Origin of the sequence: Streptomyces sp. NPDC058637 (assembly GCF_042717325.1) — a bacterium.
Lineage (GTDB): Bacteria > Actinomycetota > Actinomycetes > Streptomycetales > Streptomycetaceae > Streptomyces.
This window is the reverse complement of sequence record NZ_JBHXRD010000022.1, coordinates 76,410-95,154: the sequence shown is the minus strand read 5'-3', so window position 1 is coordinate 95,154 and position 18,745 is coordinate 76,410. Positions and strand designations below refer to the sequence as shown.

General features: G+C 71.3%; 14 protein-coding genes. 5 read left to right on the top strand and 9 right to left on the bottom strand.

Annotated features, from left to right (window positions below):
* Positions 1–25: 25 nt before the first annotated feature.
* Positions 26–1,750 carry an alpha/beta fold hydrolase gene (locus ACFWVP_RS22690; RefSeq protein ID WP_384499179.1) on the bottom strand — a complete coding sequence of 575 codons (1,725 nt, stop codon included), beginning with the start codon at positions 1,748–1,750 and terminating at the stop codon, positions 26–28.
* A gap of 243 nt (positions 1,751–1,993) precedes the next feature.
* Between ACFWVP_RS22690 and ACFWVP_RS22685 the strand changes: the two genes are divergently transcribed.
* Positions 1,994–3,037 carry an esterase/lipase family protein gene (locus tag ACFWVP_RS22685; RefSeq protein WP_384499177.1) on the top strand — a complete coding sequence of 348 codons (1,044 nt, stop codon included), beginning with the start codon at positions 1,994–1,996 and terminating at the stop codon, positions 3,035–3,037.
* A gap of 246 nt (positions 3,038–3,283) precedes the next feature.
* Positions 3,284–3,592 carry a hypothetical protein gene (locus ACFWVP_RS22680; RefSeq protein ID WP_384499176.1) on the top strand — a complete coding sequence of 103 codons (309 nt, stop codon included), beginning with the start codon at positions 3,284–3,286 and terminating at the stop codon, positions 3,590–3,592.
* A gap of 115 nt (positions 3,593–3,707) precedes the next feature.
* Here the strand turns inward: ACFWVP_RS22680 and pgl are convergent, their stop codons facing one another.
* Genes pgl through tkt form a run of 5 tightly spaced genes read right to left on the bottom strand, consistent with a single transcriptional unit; the run spans position 3,708 to position 10,293 of the window.
* Positions 3,708–4,490 carry a 6-phosphogluconolactonase gene (gene pgl / locus ACFWVP_RS22675; protein WP_384499175.1) on the bottom strand — a complete coding sequence of 261 codons (783 nt, stop codon included), beginning with the start codon at positions 4,488–4,490 and terminating at the stop codon, positions 3,708–3,710.
* Positions 4,487–5,518 (bottom strand): glucose-6-phosphate dehydrogenase assembly protein OpcA, encoded by a 1,032-nt coding sequence (opcA, locus tag ACFWVP_RS22670; RefSeq protein ID WP_384499173.1) that lies wholly within the window; start codon positions 5,516–5,518, stop codon positions 4,487–4,489. The genes pgl and opcA overlap by 4 nt, the downstream gene beginning before the upstream one ends.
* Complete coding sequence (gene zwf / locus ACFWVP_RS22665) at positions 5,515–7,047, bottom strand: glucose-6-phosphate dehydrogenase (RefSeq protein WP_384499172.1); 1,533 nt, start codon at positions 7,045–7,047, stop codon at positions 5,515–5,517. Before zwf ends, opcA begins: the two co-directional genes overlap by 4 nt.
* 5 nt (positions 7,048–7,052) lie before the next feature.
* The gene (gene tal, locus ACFWVP_RS22660; protein ID WP_384499170.1) at positions 7,053–8,171 is read right to left on the bottom strand and encodes a transaldolase; all 1,119 of its coding nucleotides are present in this window, start codon (positions 8,169–8,171) and stop codon (positions 7,053–7,055) included.
* A gap of 34 nt (positions 8,172–8,205) precedes the next feature.
* On the bottom strand, positions 8,206–10,293 hold the full coding sequence (gene tkt, locus ACFWVP_RS22655; RefSeq protein ID WP_384499168.1) for a transketolase: 2,088 nt from the start codon (positions 10,291–10,293) through the stop codon (positions 8,206–8,208).
* Positions 10,294–10,578: 285 nt separating this feature from the next.
* Between tkt and ACFWVP_RS22650 the strand changes: the two genes are divergently transcribed.
* Together ACFWVP_RS22650 and ACFWVP_RS22645 are read left to right on the top strand one after the other, a co-directional pair.
* On the top strand, positions 10,579–11,532 hold the full coding sequence (locus ACFWVP_RS22650) for a heme o synthase (RefSeq protein WP_384499166.1): 954 nt from the start codon (positions 10,579–10,581) through the stop codon (positions 11,530–11,532).
* Positions 11,533–11,631: 99 nt separating this feature from the next.
* Positions 11,632–11,994, top strand: a complete 363-nt coding sequence (locus tag ACFWVP_RS22645; protein ID WP_384499164.1) for a hypothetical protein — start codon at positions 11,632–11,634, stop codon at positions 11,992–11,994.
* 85 nt (positions 11,995–12,079) lie between these two features.
* On the opposite strand, the gene ACFWVP_RS22640 is transcribed toward ACFWVP_RS22645, so the two are convergent.
* From ACFWVP_RS22640 to ACFWVP_RS22630, 3 genes are all read right to left on the bottom strand, one after another.
* Positions 12,080–13,057, bottom strand: coding sequence for a heme A synthase (locus ACFWVP_RS22640; protein ID WP_384499162.1), 978 nt, complete (start codon positions 13,055–13,057; stop codon positions 12,080–12,082).
* Between the two features lie 85 nt (positions 13,058–13,142).
* Positions 13,143–13,910 carry an ABC transporter permease gene (locus ACFWVP_RS22635; RefSeq protein WP_384499160.1) on the bottom strand — a complete coding sequence of 256 codons (768 nt, stop codon included), beginning with the start codon at positions 13,908–13,910 and terminating at the stop codon, positions 13,143–13,145.
* Positions 13,907–14,833, bottom strand: coding sequence for an ABC transporter ATP-binding protein (locus tag ACFWVP_RS22630; RefSeq protein WP_384499158.1), 927 nt, complete (start codon positions 14,831–14,833; stop codon positions 13,907–13,909). Before ACFWVP_RS22630 ends, ACFWVP_RS22635 begins: the two co-directional genes overlap by 4 nt.
* Before the next feature lie 342 nt (positions 14,834–15,175).
* On the opposite strand from ACFWVP_RS22630, the gene ACFWVP_RS22625 reads away from it, so the two are divergent.
* Positions 15,176–18,706 (top strand): S8 family serine peptidase, encoded by a 3,531-nt coding sequence (locus ACFWVP_RS22625; protein ID WP_384499156.1) that lies wholly within the window; start codon positions 15,176–15,178, stop codon positions 18,704–18,706.
* The last annotated feature ends 39 nt before the right edge of the window (positions 18,707–18,745 follow it).

The following is an 18,745-nucleotide window of genomic DNA, read 5'->3' as shown; positions in this document are numbered from 1 at the left end:
TGCGACGGCTCGGAGCAGCCGGCGGCTACCGGGCCGCTGTCCGCTCCCTCACCCGGACGAGGTGCCCGGCGACCTCATCGGGATGCGTGAGCTGCGGGTAGTGGCCGGCCGACGCGATCTCGGTGACCGGCAGGCCGCTCGGCTCCTCCAGCGGATCCCGCGCGCCGACGACGAGTTCCACCGGCACCGTGACACGGCGCAGGGCACTGCGGAGCGCACCCCGCTGCCCGTACGCCGAGCGCAGGGCGGCGACCACCCGGATCGCGGCCCCCGCTCGCCGCAGGTCCGCCACCGGGCCGTCGAGGTACCCGTCGTGCGGCAGCCCGAGCGATCCGGCCAGCCGTTCGGCGGACATCCGGCGCAGCACCGGTACGGCGAGAGGGGAGCGCGTCAGCCACGAGGACGCGGGCTGGAGGAAGGCCGGAGAGATGAGGACCAGTGCACCGACCCGCTCGGGATGCCGCAGCGCATGGCGCAGAGCCGGTCCGCAGGAGTAGGAATGCGCGACCAGGACCGGTCGGCCCCGGACCGGTGCGAGCAGGGCCGCCAGCCAGTCGTCGTGCGACTGCCGGGCGGGTGCGGACCGCCCGAAACCCGGCAGGTCGGCCGCGAGGGCGGAGGCGTCCACCCGGCCGGCCACGTGCGACCAGGAATCGGCGTCGACCGGAAGCCCGTGCAGGAACACGTAACCCGGCTCCTCCCGGTCGCCCGTCACCCAGGTCCTGTCCTCGCCCACCTGCTGGAAGCCGTACGGAGCGCGGGGTGCCGGGGCCCGGCCGAAGCGGGCGGCGACCAGGTCGTCGGTCCACCTGAGCAGGGCGTCGCGCACCGGCGGCATCTCCAGCCCACGGGACTCGGCGAACTTCCGGGCGGACGACGTGTCGTACCGGTCGGTGGAGAGGAAGGACAGGGATTCGGGGTTCGCCCTGGTGAGGGCGCGGGGCAACCGCTTCAGGAGGCCGACGGGAACGGAACGGCGCGGAGCCCGCACGCCCATGTGCCCGGCGAGCAGACCGACGAGCTGTGGCAGCTCGGGCGTGGCGTCGTCCAGCAGCCAGTAGGTGCTGTCCGCGCTCTCCTGATGCCCGGGAAGGGAGGCCAGGAACTGGACGAAGTAATCGATCGTGACGACCGGAAGGAAGATGTCCGGGCCGCCGGGCAGTGCGGCGAGGCGGCCCCGCCAGAGCTCACCGACCAGGTCGGCCAGGCCGACGTACTGTCCCGGGCCGATCACCGTGCTGGGATTGGCGACCGTCAGTGGCACGCCCAGATCGCGGGCCCGTGCGCGCGCGGCGGCGTCACCCTCACGCTTGGACGCCTCGTAGGCACCGTCCCGCCGGTAGTCGGGCGAGTCCGCACCGGCCGCGGCCATGCGGTAGCCGCTGATGTGCACCACCCGGCGCAGGTGCGGGCGGGCAGCGGCCCACTCGATCACATGAACGGCACCGTCCACGTTGACCGCCCTGGCTTCGGCCGGGCCCATGCCGAAGGCGAACCGCGCCGCCGTGTTGTACACGTCTCGCACCTCGTCCATGCCCCGCTCCGGCAGGCCGAGACCGGGCCGGGTGATGTCGGCGCGGACGACCGTCAGCCGGCTGGTGTCCACGCGCCGGTCCGCGAGCCACCCCGTCAGCCGGTCACCGCCGCCGTGCACGGCGGCGACGACCCCTTGGCCGCGGCGCAGGAGTTCCACCACCAGGGAGCGGCCGATGAAGCCACCGGCACCGAAGACAACAGAGTTCGCGGGCATGCCATCTCCTTGCGGCCGGGCACGAGGTGACGTGTTGCGTCGGAAGACGGAGCGGGCGCACCGGCCCGTACACGACGCTGCCACCGTACTGGAGACATCACTCTCCGTGAACGGTTCGCGGCGTGGTGTCACCCGAAAGCGCGGCGGTCCGTGCCGCGACGGTCACGCGCCAGGTCGGCGGTGACACCCATCAGTTCGCGTCCCTGACAACAACCCGTGAGAACCCACCCGGGAGGCATCTCCATGCAGGTCCCGTATCTCCGCACCACCGAGCCCGAAGACCCCACCGCCCGAAGGCACCGAAACCGCCGCGTGTTCCGCCGGCTGGTCGCACTGACGGCCCTCGGCCTCCTGTTCCTCCTCGTCGCCGAGTCCGCGCCGGACGGCCGCCTGCCGCTCACGGCCGGCTCCGGAGGCGATCCGGACGCCGGACACCCGCGTTGGAAGCGCGCGTTCCTCGCATCCGTCGACCATCCCGACGCCCCGCCCGAGGGTGCCAACGACTGGGACTGCGAACCGGCCGCCCGGCACCCCCGGCCGGTCGTCCTGGTGCACGGCACGTACGCGAACGCCTACAGCGGCTGGAGCGCCCTCTCGCCCCTGCTCAGGGCGGAGGGGTACTGCGTCTTCGCCGGCAACTTCGGTGCCCCGCGCGGCGACGTCGTCAAGGGCAGGGCCGCGATCCCCGAATCCGCCGAGGAGGTCGCCCGCTTCGTCGACCGGGTCCTCGACCGGACGGGAGCCCGCCAGGTCGACCTGGTGGGCCACTCCCAGGGGGGCGGAATCCTGCCGCGCTACTACCTGAAGTTCGAGGGTGGCACCGACCCGGGCGATCCGGGCCGCAACAAGGTGCACCACCTGATCGGCATCGCCCCGGCCAACCACGGCAGCACCGTGTCCGGACTGGCCACTCTCGCCCGGCACCTGGGCATCCTCGCCCCGGCCGCCGAATTCGGCGGGCAGGCGCTGGCCGACCAGACGATCGGCTCGCCCGTGAACCGCAGGCTCGACGCGGGCGGCGACACCATGCCGGGCGTGCGGTACACCACGCTGGTCACGCGGTGGGACAGGATCGTCACCCCGTACGGGCGCCAGTATCTCCACCCGGGCCCCGTCACCGGCCAGGTCACCAACATCACGGTCCAGGACGTGTGCCCGCAGGACCGGACGGGGCACATGGGCAGCCCCTACGACCCCGTCGTGCTGCGCCTGGTGAACAACGCCCTCGACCCCGCGACCGCGCGCCGGCCCGACTGCGGTACCGCGCCGGCAGCCGGCTCCGGCTGAGGCACCGCGGAGACGGGATCACACGGGACGGCCGCGATGAGTACACCCGCGCACCGGGATGAGTACCCCGCTCGGTTCCCCGGAGGGGCGCCCGGAGGGTTACATCCTCGTATGGCGACTCCAGAACCTCTCGGCCGACGGCCGGCACCCCACCGATCCACCGGGTCCGGCGGCTTCCCCCCACCGGACCCGGCGGCACACCCCGGCATCCTCCCGGACTCTCGTGACCGTGATCCACGCGGCTGGGTGGCACCGCTCGTCGCGACACTCACCCTGGTCCTCCTCGCCCCGGTCGCCTTCCTCCTCGGCTCGCTCGTCCACATCAACCGCGGCAGCTGTGGCACCCTCCCCTGTTCGGAGAAGCTGGAACGGAACCTGTCCGCGATCGACGCCCTGGCCGTGTACGGCACGGCCCTCACCGTCGTGGCCCTGACCACCGCGTGGGCGCTGCCCCGGGTGCGCCGCTGGACGACGCCGCGCCTCTGGTGCTCGATCGCCTCGGTGGTGCCGTCGATGGTGGTCCTGCTCCTGGTGTTCGAGACGCCGTCCCGCTGAACCCCCTCCGGCCCACGGCGAGCCGCCGCACGGTCTCGGCGGGCAGCGTGCGCCCGTACGCGAGAGGCCGGCCCCGCTCCTCCAGGGAACGGGGCCGGCCTCTCGTCGTCCGCCGCTACGCCGAGGCGGGCGGGTACAGCGCCCGCGGCAGCTTCGAGGCCGCCGCCGCGTCCAGCAGCCACAACGTGCGGCTGCGACCGTACGCGCCCGCGGCCGGGGCCTGGACCTCCCCGGCACCGGACAGCGCGATCTCCGCCGCCTCGGCCTTGTCCTCACCCGCGGCCAGCAGCCACACCTCGCGCGCCGCGCGGATGGCCGGCAGCGTGAGCGAGACCCGGGTGGGCGGCGGCTTGGGGGCCCCGTGCACACCGACCACGGTGCGCTCGGTCTCCCGTACCGCCGGCAGCTCCGGGAAGAGCGACGCCACATGCGTGTCCGGGCCCACGCCCAGCATCAGCACGTCGAACGTCGGTACGGACCCGTGGTCCTCCGGGCCCGCCGCGGCCGCCAGCTCGGCGGCGTACCCCGCGGCGGCGGCATCCACGTCACCGCCGGAGGGACCGTCCGAGGCGGGCATCGCGTGCACCCGGGACGGGTCCAGCGGCACCGCGTCCAGCAGGGCCTCTCGGGCCTGCGTGACGTTGCGCTCCGGATCGCCCTCGGGCAGGAACCGCTCGTCGCCCCACCACAGGTCGAGCCGCGACCAGTCGATCGCGTCCCGCGCGGGCGACCCGGCGAGCGCGGCCAGCAGGCCGTTGCCGTTGCGCCCGCCGGTGAGGACCACCGAGGCGGAACCGCGGGCGGCCTGGGCGTCCACGATCTTCGTGATCAGCCGGGCCGCCGCGGCCTGGGCCATCAGTTCCTTGTCGCGGTGCACGACGAGCTGCGGAGCACTCACTTCGAGGCCGCCTTCTTGGCGGCGGCCTTCTTCGCCGCCGGAGCGGCCGCACCGGCCGGGGGGGACGGCTTGTGCCCGGCACCCACCGACGACGCCTCGGCGGGGCCGCCGAGACGCTCGACCCCGAACTTCACCGTGGACTCGTAGATGTTGTCCGGATCCAGCCGCCGCAGCTCCTCCGCGAGGAGCTCGGCGGTCTCCCGCCGCTTCAGAGCCACCGCACGGTCCGGCTGGCCCACCATGGAGAGCGTGGCCAGCGAGCCGTCGGCCCGGTCCAGAACGATGACGCCGTTCTTCGTCTCCAGCCGCACGGCCGTCAGACCCGGACCGCCGGACAGGGTGCGCTCCACCGTGACGCCGAGCCGGTCCGCGAGCCACATGGCCAGCAGTTCGCAGCTCGGGTTGTCCGACTCGCCCTCGACCGTCGCCGAGATCACCTGCGCGGGCTGCTGGTCGAGCGCCGCCGCCAGCATCGAGCGCCACGGCGTGATGCGGGTCCAGGCCAGGTCGGTGTCACCCGGGTTGTACGTCGCCGCACGCACCGCGAGCTCGTCGAGCGGGTGCTCGGCCGAGTACGTGTCGGTGATGCGGCGCTGGGCCAGCGCGCCCAGCGGGTCCTTCGCCGGGTCCGCCGGGGCGTCCTCCGGCCACCACACCACGACCGGGGCGTCCGGCAGCAGCAGCGGCAGGACGACCGACTGGGCGTGGTTGGCCAGCTCACCGTGCAGACGCAGGACGACGGTCTCGCCGGAGCCCGAGTCGGAACCGACCCGGATCTCGGCGTCGAGCCGCGCGTCGCGCCGGCTGCGCGGCGAACGGCTGATCCTCTTGATCACCGCGATGATCCGCGAGGGGTGCTCGCGCGAGGAGTCCGCGGCCGCCCGGAGCGCGTCGTAGGCGTTCTCCTCGTCCGTGACGACGACGAGGGTGAGCACCATGCCGATGGCGGGGGTGCCGATGGAACGACGGGCCGACACCAGGGCCTGGTTGATCTTGCTGGACGTGGTTTCCGTGAGATCGATCTTCATGGCCGGCGCCAGCTCCGTCCGTCGCGTGCGAGCATCTCGTCGGCCTCGGCCGGACCCCAGGTGCCGGCCGCGTACTGGGCGGGCTTGCCGTGCTTGTCCCAGTAGGCCTCGATCGGGTCGAGGATGTTCCAGGAGAGCTCGACCTCCTGGTGGCGCGGGAAGAGGTTGGCGTCGCCGAGCAGCACATCCAGGATGAGCCGCTCGTACGCCTCCGGGCTGGACTCCGTGAAGGACTCGCCGTACGCGAAGTCCATCGTGACGTCCCGGACCTCCATGGAGGTACCGGGCACCTTGGAGCCGAACCGCACCGTGACACCCTCGTCCGGCTGCACCCGGATGACCAGGGCGTTGCTGCCCAGCTCCTCCGTCGCACCCGACTCGAAGGGCAGGTACGGGGCGCGCTTGAAGACGACCGCGATCTCCGTGACCCGGCGGCCGAGCCGCTTCCCGGTACGGAGGTAGAACGGCACGCCCGCCCAGCGGCGGTTGTTGATCGTCAGCTTGACCGCGGCGAAGGTGTCGGTCTTCGACTTGGGGTCGATGCCGTCCTCCTCCAGATAGCCGAGCGCTTCCTCGCCGCCCTGCCACGCGTGCGCGTACTGGCCTCGCACGGTGTGCTTACCCAGGTCCTCCGGCAGCTCCACCGCCGTGAGCACCTTGAGCTTCTCGGCGACCAGGGCCTTCGGGTGGAAGGAGCCGGGCTCCTCCATCGCGGTCAGCGCGAGCAGCTGCAGCAGGTGGTTCTGGATGACGTCACGGGCCGCGCCGATGCCGTCGTAGTAGCCGGCCCGGCCGCCGATGCCGATGTCCTCGGCCATCGTGATCTGGACGTGGTCGACGTACGACCTGTTCCAGATCGGCTCGAACATCGTGTTGGCGAAGCGCAGCGCCAGGATGTTCTGGACCGTCTCCTTGCCGAGGTAGTGGTCGATACGGAAGACCTCGTTCGGCGGGAACACGTCGTGCACGAGCTGGTTGAGCTCCTGCGCGCTCGTGAGGTCGTGGCCGAACGGCTTCTCGATGACGGCACGCCGCCAGGAGCCCTCCTTCTGGTCCGCCAGCCCGTGCTTCTTGAGCTGCTGGACGACCTTGGGGAAGAACTTGGGCGGCACGGACAGGTAGAAGGCGAAGTTGCCGCCCGTGCCCTGTGCCTTGTCGAGCTCCTCGATCGTGGACTTCAGCGTCTCGAAGGCCACGTCGTCGTCGAAGTTGCCCTGGACGAAACGCATGCCCTGGATGAGCTGCTGCCAGACCTCCTCACGGAACGGCGTCCGCGAGTGCTGCTTGACGGCGTCGTGGACGACCTGGGCGAAGTCCTCGTCCTCCCAGTCGCGGCGCGCGAAGCCGATGAGCGAGAAGCCCGGTGGCAGCAGGCCGCGATTGGCCAGGTCGTAGACGGCGGGCATCAGCTTTTTACGGGACAAATCGCCCGTGACGCCAAAGATGACCAGGCCCGACGGCCCCGCGATGCGCGGGAGCCGTCGGTCCTGGGCGTCACGGAGCGGGTTGGCTCCGGGAACACCGGACAAGGTGGTCAGCCCTCCGAAGGAGCGAGGCGCTTGAGCTCTGCCTCGGTGGAGTTGAGCAGGTCGATCCAGGCCGCCTCGAACTTCTCGACGCCCTCGTCCTCGAGGAGCTGGACGACGTCGTCGTAGGCGACCCCGAGCTCCTTGATGGCGTCGAGGTCGGCACGGGCCCGGTCGTAGGAACCGCCGACGGTGTTGCCGGTGATCTCACCATGGTCGGCCACGGCGTCCAGAGTCGCCTCCGGCATCGTGTTGACGGTGTTCGGCGCGACGAGCTCGTCGACGTACAGGGTGTCCTTGAGGGCCGGGTCCTTGACACCGGTCGAGGCCCACAGCGGACGCTGCTTGTTGGCCCGCACCTTGTCGAGGGCGGCCCAGCGGTCACCCGCGAAGACCTCCTCGTACGCCTCGTAGGCCAGGCGCGCGTTGGCGAGGGCGGACTTGCCCTTCGCGGCCTTCGCCGCGTCGCCGCCGATCGCGTCCAGGCGCTTGTCGATCTCGGTGTCCACGCGGGACACGAAGAAGGACGCCACGGAGTGGATCTTGGAGAGGTCCAGGCCGGCGGCCTTCGCCTTCTCCAGGCCCGCCAGGTAGGCGTCCATGACCTCGCGGTAGCGCTCCAGCGAGAAGATCAGCGTGACGTTGACGCTGATCCCCTTGCCGATGACCTCGGTGATCGCCGGCAGACCGGCCTTCGTCGCCGGGATCTTGATGAGCGTGTTCGGCCGGTCCACCAGCCACGCCAGCTGCTTGGCCTCGGCGACGGTGGGTGCCGTGTGGTGGGCCAGGCGCGGGTCGACCTCGATCGAGACCCGGCCGTCCTGGCCGCCGGTGGCGTCGAAGACCGGACGCAGGATGTCGGCGGCGTCACGGACGTCGGCCGTCGTGATCATGCGGATGGCCTCGTCGACCGTGACCTTGCGGGTGGCGAGGTCGGTGAGCTGCTGGTCGTAACCGTGGCCCTGCGAGATCGCCTTCTGGAAGATCGACGGGTTGGTCGTGACACCCACGACGTGGCTCTGGTCGATCAGCTCAGCGAGGTTGCCCGAGGTGATCCGGGTACGGGACAGGTCGTCGAGCCAGATCGCCACACCCTCGTCGGAGAGGCGCTTGAGTGCGTCTGTCATGAGAATTGCATCTCCTAGTAGTCGTATGTCCGCGTCAGCGCGCGGCGGCGGCGAGAGATTCCCGGGCGGCGGCGGCAACGCGCCCGGCCGTGAAGCCGAACTCACGGAAGAGGACCTTGGCGTCGGCCGAGGCACCGAAGTGCTCCAGCGAGACGATCCGGCCCGCGTCGCCCACGTACCGGTGCCAGGTCAGGCCGATGCCCGCCTCGACGGCGACCCGGGCCTTCACGGACGGCGGCAGCACGCTGTCCTTGTACGCCTGGTCCTGCTCCTCGAACCACTCGACACACGGCACCGACACCACACGGGTGGGCACACCGGCCGCCTGGAGCTCGTCGCGGGCCTCGACGGCCAGCTGGACCTCGGAGCCCGTACCGATCAGAACGACCTGGGGCTCACCGCCCTCGGCGTCGAGGAGCACGTAGCCGCCCTTGGCCGTGTCCTCGTTCGCCGGGTAGGTGGGCACACCCTGGCGGGTCAGCGCCAGACCGTGCGGGGCGCTCCTGCCGAAGTCCTTCCTGCCGCGCCTGAGGATCTCGCGCCAGGCGATGGTCGTCTCGTTGGCGTCGGCCGGACGGACGACGTTGAGGCCCGGGATGGCGCGCAGCGAGGCGATGTGCTCGACCGGCTGGTGGGTCGGACCGTCCTCGCCGAGGCCGATCGAGTCGTGCGTCCACACGTACGTCACCGGGAGGTGCATCAGCGCGGACAGGCGCACGGCGTTGCGCATGTAGTCGGAGAACACCAGGAAGGTGCCGCCGTAGACACGGGTGTTGCCGTGCAGCGCGATGCCGTTCATGGCCGCGGCCATGGAGTGCTCGCGGATGCCGAAGTGGATCGTCCGGCCGTACGGGTCGGCCTCGGGCAGCGGGTTGCCTGCCGGGAGGAACGACGACGTCTTGTCGATCGTGGTGTTGTTCGAGCCCGCGAGGTCGGCGGAGCCGCCCCACAGCTCGGGGATGACACCACCGAGCGCCTGGAGGACCTTGCCGGACGCCGCGCGCGTGGCCACGGAGTGACCCGCCTCGAAGACCGGCAGCTTGTCCTCCCAGCCCTCGGGCAGCTCGCCCGCGGAGATCCGGTCGAACTCGGCGGCGCGCTCCGGGTTGGCGGTGCGCCACGCGGCGAGGGACTTCTCCCACTCGGCCTTGGCCTCACGGCCGCGGTCCAGGGCCTCACGGGTGTGCGAGATGACCTCGTCGGAGACCTCGAAGGTCTTCTCGGGGTCGAAGCCGAGGACGCGCTTGGTGGCCGCGATCTCCTCGTCGCCGAGCGCCGAGCCGTGCGCGGCCTCGGTGTTCTGGGCGTTCGGGGCGGGCCAGGCGATGATCGAGCGGGCCGCGATGAACGACGGGCGCTCCGTCTCGGCCTTGGCGGCCTGCAGCGCCTTGTAGAGACCCTCGGGGTCCAGGTCGCCGGAGGGCGACTGCTCCACCCGCTGGACGTGCCAGCCGTAGGACTCGTAGCGCTTGAGGGTGTCCTCGGAGACCGCGGTCTCCGTGTCGCCCTCGATCGAGATGTGGTTGTCGTCCCACAGCAGGACGAGGTTGCCCAGCTTCTGGTGACCGGCCAGCGAGGAGGCCTCCGCGGAGATGCCCTCCTGGAGGCAGCCGTCACCGGCGACGACCCAGACGGTGTGGTCGAACGGAGAGGTGCCGGTGGCCGCCTCCGGGTCGAACAGGCCGCGCTCGTAGCGGGCGGCCATCGCCATGCCCACGGCGTTGGCGACACCCTGGCCCAGCGGGCCGGTCGTGGTCTCGACACCGGTGGTGTGGCCGTACTCCGGGTGACCAGGAGTCCTGGAGCCCCAGGTGCGGAACGCCTTGAGGTCGTCCAGCTCCAGGCCGTATCCGGCCAGGTAGAGCTGGATGTACAGCGTCAGGCTGGAGTGGCCGGCGGAGAGTACGAACCGGTCGCGGCCGGTCCAGTCCGCGTCCGCCGGGTCATGGCGCATCACCTTCTGGAAGAGGGTGTACGCGGCAGGAGCCAGGCTCATCGCCGTACCCGGGTGGCCGTTTCCGACCTTCTGTACGGCGTCCGCGGCGAGGACGCGGACGGTGTCCACGGCCCGCTGGTCCAATTCGGTCCACTGGAGGTCTGTGGTGGTCGGCTTGGTGCTCACCCTGAGTCAGGGCTCCTCTCCACTGTTGTAAACCGGTGACTGGTTACCGCACCGGACATTGCCGAGCCTACCCCCGGAACAAGGCGGTACTTCTGCCCATTCCACACTGCGGGCGACCTGCGGAGTTCGCCTCCCGTATGAGCGCCGCCGTTCACTTCTGCGCCACTCCAACACGACCCCACCCCCGCGAAGGGGGGCGTATGCCCAACGTCTACAGTGGTCTGGTTCGCGCAAGTCTTTACCGGGCCCTCATGCCTGGAGCTTGCTGGGATTTCTCTGTCAGGGGTGTGCGTGACGGCCGTCGAGTCCCGACCCGCAGGGGTCGCCTTGACTCCGAGCCCAGTGGGCCATCGCCCGTTCGGGGCCCGCATCAAGGCATTCGTGGCACTTACCAAGCCGCGCATCATCGAGTTGCTGCTGATCACCACCGTTCCGGTGATGTTCCTGGCCGCTCAGGGCGTGCCCGACCTGTGGCTCGTAGTCACTACCACCATCGGCGGTTATCTCTCCGCGGGCGGTGCCAATGCGCTCAACATGTATATCGACCGCGACATCGACGCGTTGATGGACCGCACGTCGCAGAGGCCGCTGGTCACCGGCATGGTGAGCCCGCGCGAGTGCCTGGCCTTCGGAATCGCCCTCGCGGTGATTTCCACGGTCTGGTTCGGACTGCTGGTCAACTGGCTCTCCGCCGCCCTCTCACTCGGCGCACTTCTGTTCTATGTCGTCGTCTACACGATGCTGCTGAAGCGCCGGACCTCGCAGAACATCGTCTGGGGCGGAATCGCCGGCTGCATGCCCGTACTCATCGGCTGGTCCGCCGTGACCAATTCGATGTCCTGGGCCGCGGTCATTCTTTTCGCCGTCATCTTCTTCTGGACACCGCCGCACTACTGGCCGCTGTCGATGAAGGTGAAGGAGGACTACGCCCGGGTCGGTGTCCCGATGCTGCCGGTCGTCGCCTCCAACCAGGTGGTGGCCCGCCAGATCGTTCTCTACAGCTGGGTCATGGTCGCCGTCTCGCTGCTCCTCACCCCGCTGGGCTACACCGGCTGGTTCTACACGTCGGTCGCGCTGGTGACCGGTGGTTTCTGGCTCTGGGAGGCGCACGGCCTGCAGAACCGGGCGAAGGCGGGCGTGACCGGCGGCAAGCTCAAGGAGATGCGGCTGTTCCACTGGTCCATCACCTATGTCTCGCTCCTCTTCGTCGCCGTCGCGGTGGACCCCTTCCTCAGGTAGTCCCGCACGCACCGGAGCTCCGCCGACGGGCGGGGGACGTGGCCCAGGCCACGCCCCCCGCCCGTCGCCAGTTGTTCTACCCGTCGGTAGCATCCTTTCATGGCAGAGACGGCAGAGCCCCAGACCCAGCAGACCGACGACAGCAGGCACGCGGCCCGCGCGGAGCGCCGGGCCACGAAGCTCGCCAGGCAGATCGGCGCCTTCAGCAGGGCGCACGGCGGAGCCGAGGGGCAGCTCGCCTACATCGGCGAGATGGGAACCCGCATCGTGCTCGTGGGTGAGGACGGCGGCTGGGGCGACCTGGTGGCCCCCTCGTACGCCGTCGCCGAGAGCGCGGCACGGAAGGCCGGTCTCACCCTGCACGAGACCTTCGACGGGGAGTTCGCGGCCAAGGTCCGCACCGGCCCGTACGAGTGGTCCCGGATGGCCGGCATCCAGGTCGGCGGCCCGTCCAACGGCTGAGCCCGCACCGCGAAGGCCTCCGCCGCCGCACCCGGGACGGGTGCGGCGGCGGAGGCCTTTCGCGTGGATCAGGTCTTCGTGTGGATCAGACCGCGGGCGCGTGCTCCGGCTGCCGGCCGGCAGCCTGGGGGGCGGTCGCGTCGGTCCGCGGGCGCTCGCGCAGGGACAGCAGCAGGCGCATGACGGCGATCCACATCAGGCCCGAGCCGAGCATGTGGAGGCCGACGAGGATCTCGGGGACGTCGCTGAAGAACTGCACGTACCCGATGGCGCCCTGCGCCAGCAGGACGACCAGCAGGTCGCGGGAGCGGGCCCGGGTGTCGGCCGGCGCGTCCACGACCCGTAGGGCCAGCCACATCGCGACGGCCAGGGCGCAGACCACCCAGGCGGCTACGGCGTGCACATGGGCGGCCGCCGTCCAGTCCCACGGCATGCGCGGCACGTCGCTGCTGTCCCCGGCGTGCTTGCCGGAACCCGTCACCGTGGTGCCGAGGGTGATCAGGACCACCGAGGCCGCCACGATCGCCCAGGCCAGGCCGCGTACCGGCTTCGGGGCCCGGGGGCGCCGCGGACCGTCGCCCTCGCCGATCCGCACCCAGGTGATGACGGCCACCGTGAGCAGGCAGTTGGCGAGCAGGAAGTGTCCCGCCACCGACCACGGGTTGAGGCCCGCCCAGACGGTGATCCCGCCGATGACGGCGTTGCCCATCACGAGCCAGAACTGGGACCAGGCGAGCCGGGTCAGACCGCGCCGGCGGGGCTTCATGGAGCGTGCCGCGATGATCGCCCAGCCGACCGCGGCCGACAGGACGTACGTGAGCATCCGGTTGCCGAACTCGATCGCCCCGTGGAGGCCCTGCTCGGGAGTGGCGAAGAGGCTCTCGTCCGTGCACTTGGGCCAGGTGTCGCAGCCCAGACCGGAACCGGTCAGCCGGACGGCCCCGCCCGTGACGATGATGAACACGGTCATCACGACCGCCGAGAGCGCGGCGCGCCTCGCGGTCTTCACGGACGGCGTCCAGCGCCTGGCGATGTAGGAGAGGGGTGTTTCCACGCGCCCCATCGTAGGCAACGGCTTGTGCACGTTTTCACGAGGGGTGGGGTCATTCCCGGATGGCTCCGGACATCAGCGGTATGTCACCGCACGCTCACTCCCAGCGGAAGAACCGGGCCGCCGCGCCCAGCCCCAGCACCGCCCACACCGCGAGGATGCCGAGATCGCCCCACGGCATCCCGGCACCGTGCTGCAGGACGTCCCGCAGCCCGTCCGAGAGGGCCGAGATCGGCAGCAGCCCCAGCACCGACTGCGCGGCGCCGGGGAACCTGTCCAGCGGCACGATGACCCCGCCGCCGACCAGCAGCAGCAGGAAGACCAGGTTGGCCGCGGCGAGCGTCGCCTCGGCCTTCAGGGTCCCCGCCATCAGCAGCCCGAGTCCGGAGAAGGCCACGGTGCCCAGCACCAGGAGCAGCAGCACCGCGAACGGGCTGCCCTGCGGCGACCAGCCCAGCGCGAAGGCGATCACCGTGAGCAGGGCGACCTGCAGCACCTCGGTGACCAGCACCGCGAGGGTCTTCGCCGCCATCAGCGCCCAGCGCGGAAGCGGCGAGGCGCCCAGTCGCTTGAGCACCCCGTAGCGCCGCTCGAAGCCCGTCGCGATGGCCTGGCCGGTGAAGGCCGTCGACATCACCGCGAGGGCCAGGACGCCCGGCGTCAGGAAGTCGACCGGCTCGCCCGTGCCGGTGTCGATGATGTCGACCGCGCTGAACAGCACCAGCAGCAGCGTCGGGATGACGACCGTCAGCAGCAGCTGCTCGCCGTTGCGCAGCAGCATGCGGGTCTCCAGCGCGGCCTGCGCGGCGATCATGCGGGGCAGCGGGGCGGCGCCGGGGCGCGGGGTGTACGTACCGGCGCTCATGCGCGCAGCTCCTTGCCGGTCAGTTCGAGGAAGACGTCCTCCAGGGTGTGCCGCTCCACCGCGATGCCGTCCGGCATCACCCCGTGCCGGGCGCACCAGGAGGTGACGGTGGCCAGCAGCTCCGGGTCGATGCGCCCGGTGATGCGGTACGCCCCGGTGGTGAGCTCGGCCGCCTCGCTGCCCTCGGGCAGCGCCTTCAGGAGCGAGGCGAGGTCCAGCCCGGGACGGCCGGTGAAGCGCAGGGTGTTCTCGGCGCCGCCACGGCGCAGCCGCTCGGGGCTGCCCTGGGCGATGACCCGGCCCGCGTCGATGACGGCCACGTCGTCGGCGAGCTCCTCGGCCTCGTCCATGAAGTGGGTGGTGAGGACGACGGACACGCCGTCGGTGCGCAGCTCCCGGACCAGATCCCAGGTGGAGCGGCGGGCCTGCGGGTCGAGGCCGGCGGTCGGTTCGTCCAGGAAGACGAGCTCGGGCCGGCCGACGACGGCCATCGCCAGGGCGAGGCGCTGCTGCTGGCCACCGGAGAGCCGGCGGTAGGTGGTGCGGCCGCAGCTGCCGAGCCCGAGACGTTCGATGAGCATGCCGACGTCCAGCGGGTGGGCGTGCAGTTTCGCCATGTGCTTGAGCATCTCGTCGGCGCGCGCACCGGAGTAGACGCCGCCGGACTGCAGCATCACACCGATGCGGGGACGGAGCGCGGCCGCATCGGCGACCGGGTCGAGGCCGAGGACCCGCACGGTCCCGTCGTCCGGCCTGCGGTAGCCCTCGCAGATTTCGACGGTGGTGGTCTTGCCGGCGCCGTTGGGGCCGAGGACCGCGGTCACCGCGCCCGCCCGGACCTCCAGATCGAGGCCGTCCACCGCGGTCCTGGTGCCGTAGCGCTTTACCAGGGCCTTGACCTGTACGACGGGCTCGCTGCTCATGGCCGGTAAGTCTAGGCAGTGACCGAAGGACCCCGGGGCCTGGGTCCCGTGGAGCGGGAACTGGCCAATGTGGGGCCGGGCCGGGCCGGGAGTCCCCTCCCGGAGCCGTGCGTACTTCCCTGGGCGATACCTCGGCACACCTCAAAGCTCGGCCAATGACGCCCCAGGCTCCCCGCTGCCCCCTTCCGTGTCCTGCGTCACGTCCCCCATGCTCCTTGCTGAGCTCATGCGGTTGCTGCGCCCCCCACGCGTACAAGGGCAGCGGCAGTTGTGAGTGGCACCCGCGCCTGTTCCTTCATCCCCTACGGCGGGCGATCCCCGCCTGTTCCTGAAGGAGAGCTCGTGACCAGACGTTCCATGCGTCTCGAACGGCGGTCCGCCGCCGCACTCCTCACCGCGGCGGCGACCGCGATACCGCTCCTGATCAGCGCATCCCCGGCCCAGGCCAGGGAGGCCGAGCCGGCGCCGCAGTCCGCGTACCAGACCAAGTCCGAGGCCAGACTGCTCAAGCAGTTCGCCGTGCAGGACGAGGTGACCTTCTGGGTCGGCCTGAAGGCGGAAGCGGATGTCACGTCCGCTCACAGGGCGAAGGGCAAGACGGCCAAGGCCCGCGCCGTTCTCGAAACGAAGACCGCGTTCGCCAAGAAGTCCCAGGCCGGGGTCATCGGACTGGCCAAGGACGCCGGAGCGCGGTACACGTCGTTCTGGATCGCCAACACCGTGCAGATCACCGGCGACAAGGCACTCGCCGAGAAGATCGCGGCCCGTTCCGACGTGGCCGGCATCGAGGCCGACGACCCGGTCACGATTCCCGACCCGCTGCCCGGCACCGGCGAGCCCGAGGTCGACGCCGTCGAGTGGAACATCGACCGGATCAACGCGCCCAAGGTGTGGAGCGGCTTGGGCGTCAAGGGCGAGGGCGTCGTCGTCGCCAACATCGACTCCGGCGTCCAGTTCGACCACCCGGCGCTCCAGGCCGCCTACCGCGGTACCAAGGCCGACGGCACGTACAGCCACGACTACAATTGGTTCGACCCGGCCTCGGTCTGCGCCACGGCCGCACCGTGCGACAACAACGGCCACGGCACGCACACCATGGGCACCATGGTGGGCGCCGACGGCATCGGCGTCGCTCCGGGCGCCAGGTGGATCGCCGCGAAGGGCTGCGCGACCAGCTCCTGCGCACGGGACACCCTGCTCGCCTCCGGCCAGTGGGTCGTCGCCCCCACCGACTCCGCCGGCGCCAACCCGCGCCCGGAGCTGGCACCCGACGTGGTGAACAACTCCTGGGGCGCCAACGTCTACGACGCCTGGTACCGGGACACCGTCCAGTCCTGGAGGGACGCCGGCATCTTCCCGGCCTTCTCCAACGGCAACAACGGCCCCGGCTGCACCACCTCGGGCAGCCCCGGCTCGTACACCAACTCCTACTCCTCGGGCGCTTTCGACACCAACAACGCCATCGCCTCCTTCTCCGCCCGCGGAACCGGCGAGAACGCCGAGATCAAACCCGACCTCGCGGCGCCGGGAGTCAACGTCCGCTCCTCCTGGACGGGCGGCGGCTACAACACGATCTCCGGTACGTCGATGGCCTCCCCGCACACCGCGGCGACCGTCGCCCTGATGTGGGCGGCCTCGCCCGCCATCGCCGGTGACGTCACGGCCACCGAGGCGCTGCTCGACTCCACCGCCATCGACACCGCCGCCGACCAGTGCGGCGGCACGCCCGCCCGCAACAACGTCTTCGGCGAGGGCCGGCTCGACGCCTTCGAGGCGGTCGACGCCACCCCGCGCGGAGCGCTCGGAGCAGTCAGCGGCAGCGTCACCTCCGGCGGCGCGGCCGTCGCCGACGCCGTCGTCACCTTCGAGGGGCCGATGCGCGCGACCGCGACGACCGCGGCGGACGGCGCCTACTCCCTGCCCAAGCTGATGGTCGGCGACTACGAGGTCTCCGTCACCAAGTTCGGGTACGTCCCGGCGAAGGGTGCGGTGACCGTCGTCGAGAACGGTGCGGCGGTCAAGGACTTCCCGCTGGCCCCGGCGCCCGCGGCCACCCTGTCGGGCAAGGTCACCAGCTCCGCGGGCGCCGAGGCGGGCGCCGTCGTCGAGGCGCAGGGGACCCCGGTCACCACGACGGCCGGGGCCGACGGCTCGTACAGCCTCACGCTCCCGCAGGGCTCGTACACCCTGACGGTCACCCCGGCGGGCGCCTGTGCCACCGCGACCTCGCTCACGGTCGACATCGCCGCCGACCTCGACCGGGACATCGCCCTGGACGACCGGACCGACACCTTCGGCTACTCCTGCAGCACCGAGAGCGCCGCCGACTTCCCGGCCGGCACCGAGAAGCTGACCTACACCTCCACCACCTCGGGTGCGGCCTCCTTCAGCCTGCCGTTCACCTTCGCGCTGTACGGCAAGGGCTACACGACGGCGACCGCGACCCTGGAGGGTGTGCTGGCGTTCGGCACCTCGTCCACCAGCAGTACCAACGCCACGCTGCCCAGCACCGGGACCCCCAACGGGGCGCTCTACCCGCTGTGGGACAACATGACGGTCGACGCCTCCGGAGGCGTGTACTGGGCGGTCACCGGCACCGCGCCGCACCGCAGGGCCGTCGTCGAGTGGCGGGACGCCCTGGTCGTGACCGGCGGCACGCGCGCCACGTTCTCCGCCGTGATCGGCGAGGACGGCTCGATCTCGTACCACTACAAGAGCGTGCCGGGCAACGGCGCCACCGCGACGGTGGGCCTGGAGAACGCCACGGGCACGGACGCGCTCCTCTACTCGTTCAACGCCCCGGTCATCACGGACGGCACCACCCTGTCCTTCGGCGCCAAGGCCCGCGGCGTCGTGGCAGGCAAGGTCGTCGACGCCAACGACAACGAGCCGCTGGCCGGTGCCACCGTCACCGTCGCCGGGGAGAGCGTGACCACCACGGGCAACGGCACGTACGCGCTCCAGCCGGCCGCGGGGGAGTACACCGTGGAGGTCTCGGCCGACCGCTACGCGACCGCCTCCGCACCGGTCGACGCCAAGGCGGGCGACGTCGCGTACACCACGACGGCGCTCGGCACACCGCTGGTGCGATCCGCGCAGGACGCCGTGAAACTGGTCGTTCCGGCCGGGCAGTCCCGCACCCGGACGCTGGACCTTGCGAACGCCGGCACCGAGTCGGCCTACGCCGTGACCGAGAAGCAGGACGCGGGCTGGCTCGGGCTGTCCTTGGCCGAGGGCACACTCGCCCGGGGTGCGGAGGCATCCGTTCCGCTCGCCGTCGACACGAGCGGCGCCACGCCCGGCACGGTTCTCACCGCGACCCTGGTGCTCACCAGCGGCAGCGGCCGTGCGCCGGTGGTCGAGATCCCGGTGAGCGTCGTCGTCCCGGCGTACCAGACGGCGCTGGACACCGGCGCCAGGAAACCGGCCGTCGACACGCTGGGTGACACCTGGACGGTCGACCCGGCCTACACCGCGGGTGCCTACGGGTACCTCGGGAGCACCTCGCGGGTCACCACGTCGAGGACCGTCTCGGCGACCGACGACCCGGCACGCTACTCGACGGCGCGGCAGGGCATGTACGAGTACCGCTTCGACGGGCTGCCCCCGGGCACGTACCGGATCGAGCTGGGCTTCGCAGAGCTCGCCTCCAACGACCCGACCGACCGGGTGTTCGATGTGATGGCCGAGGGGGCGCAGGTGGTGCCCAACCTCGACCTGGCGCTGGAGGCCGGACGGTACACCGCGCACGACCGTGCGTTCACCGTCTCGGTCACCGACGGCCAGCTGAACCTCCGGTTCGTGGCCAACGAGGGCAGGACGCTGGTCAACTCGATCAGAGTGACCGAGCGGTCCGACCTCGCGGCGGGCTGACGGGCCCGCGGTCACTCGGCCGGCCCCCTGCGGACCTTC

Bases quoted from the DNA above. Each gene is read 5' to 3' on its own strand.
- ACFWVP_RS22645 (WP_384499164.1), top strand. From the start codon at position 11,632: ATGGCAGAGACGGCAGAGCCCCAGACCCAGCAGACCGACGACAGCAGG.
- opcA (WP_384499173.1), bottom strand. From the start codon at position 5,518: ATGAAGATCGATCTCACGGAAACCACGTCCAGCAAGATCAACCAGGCC.
- ACFWVP_RS22690 (WP_384499179.1), bottom strand. From the start codon at position 1,750: ATGCCCGCGAACTCTGTTGTCTTCGGTGCCGGTGGCTTCATCGGCCGC.
- ACFWVP_RS22685 (WP_384499177.1), top strand. From the start codon at position 1,994: ATGCAGGTCCCGTATCTCCGCACCACCGAGCCCGAAGACCCCACCGCC.
- tal (WP_384499170.1), bottom strand. From the start codon at position 8,171: ATGACAGACGCACTCAAGCGCCTCTCCGACGAGGGTGTGGCGATCTGG.
- ACFWVP_RS22630 (WP_384499158.1), bottom strand. From the start codon at position 14,833: ATGAGCAGCGAGCCCGTCGTACAGGTCAAGGCCCTGGTAAAGCGCTAC.
- ACFWVP_RS22640 (WP_384499162.1), bottom strand. From the start codon at position 13,057: ATGGGGCGCGTGGAAACACCCCTCTCCTACATCGCCAGGCGCTGGACG.
- ACFWVP_RS22635 (WP_384499160.1), bottom strand. From the start codon at position 13,910: ATGAGCGCCGGTACGTACACCCCGCGCCCCGGCGCCGCCCCGCTGCCC.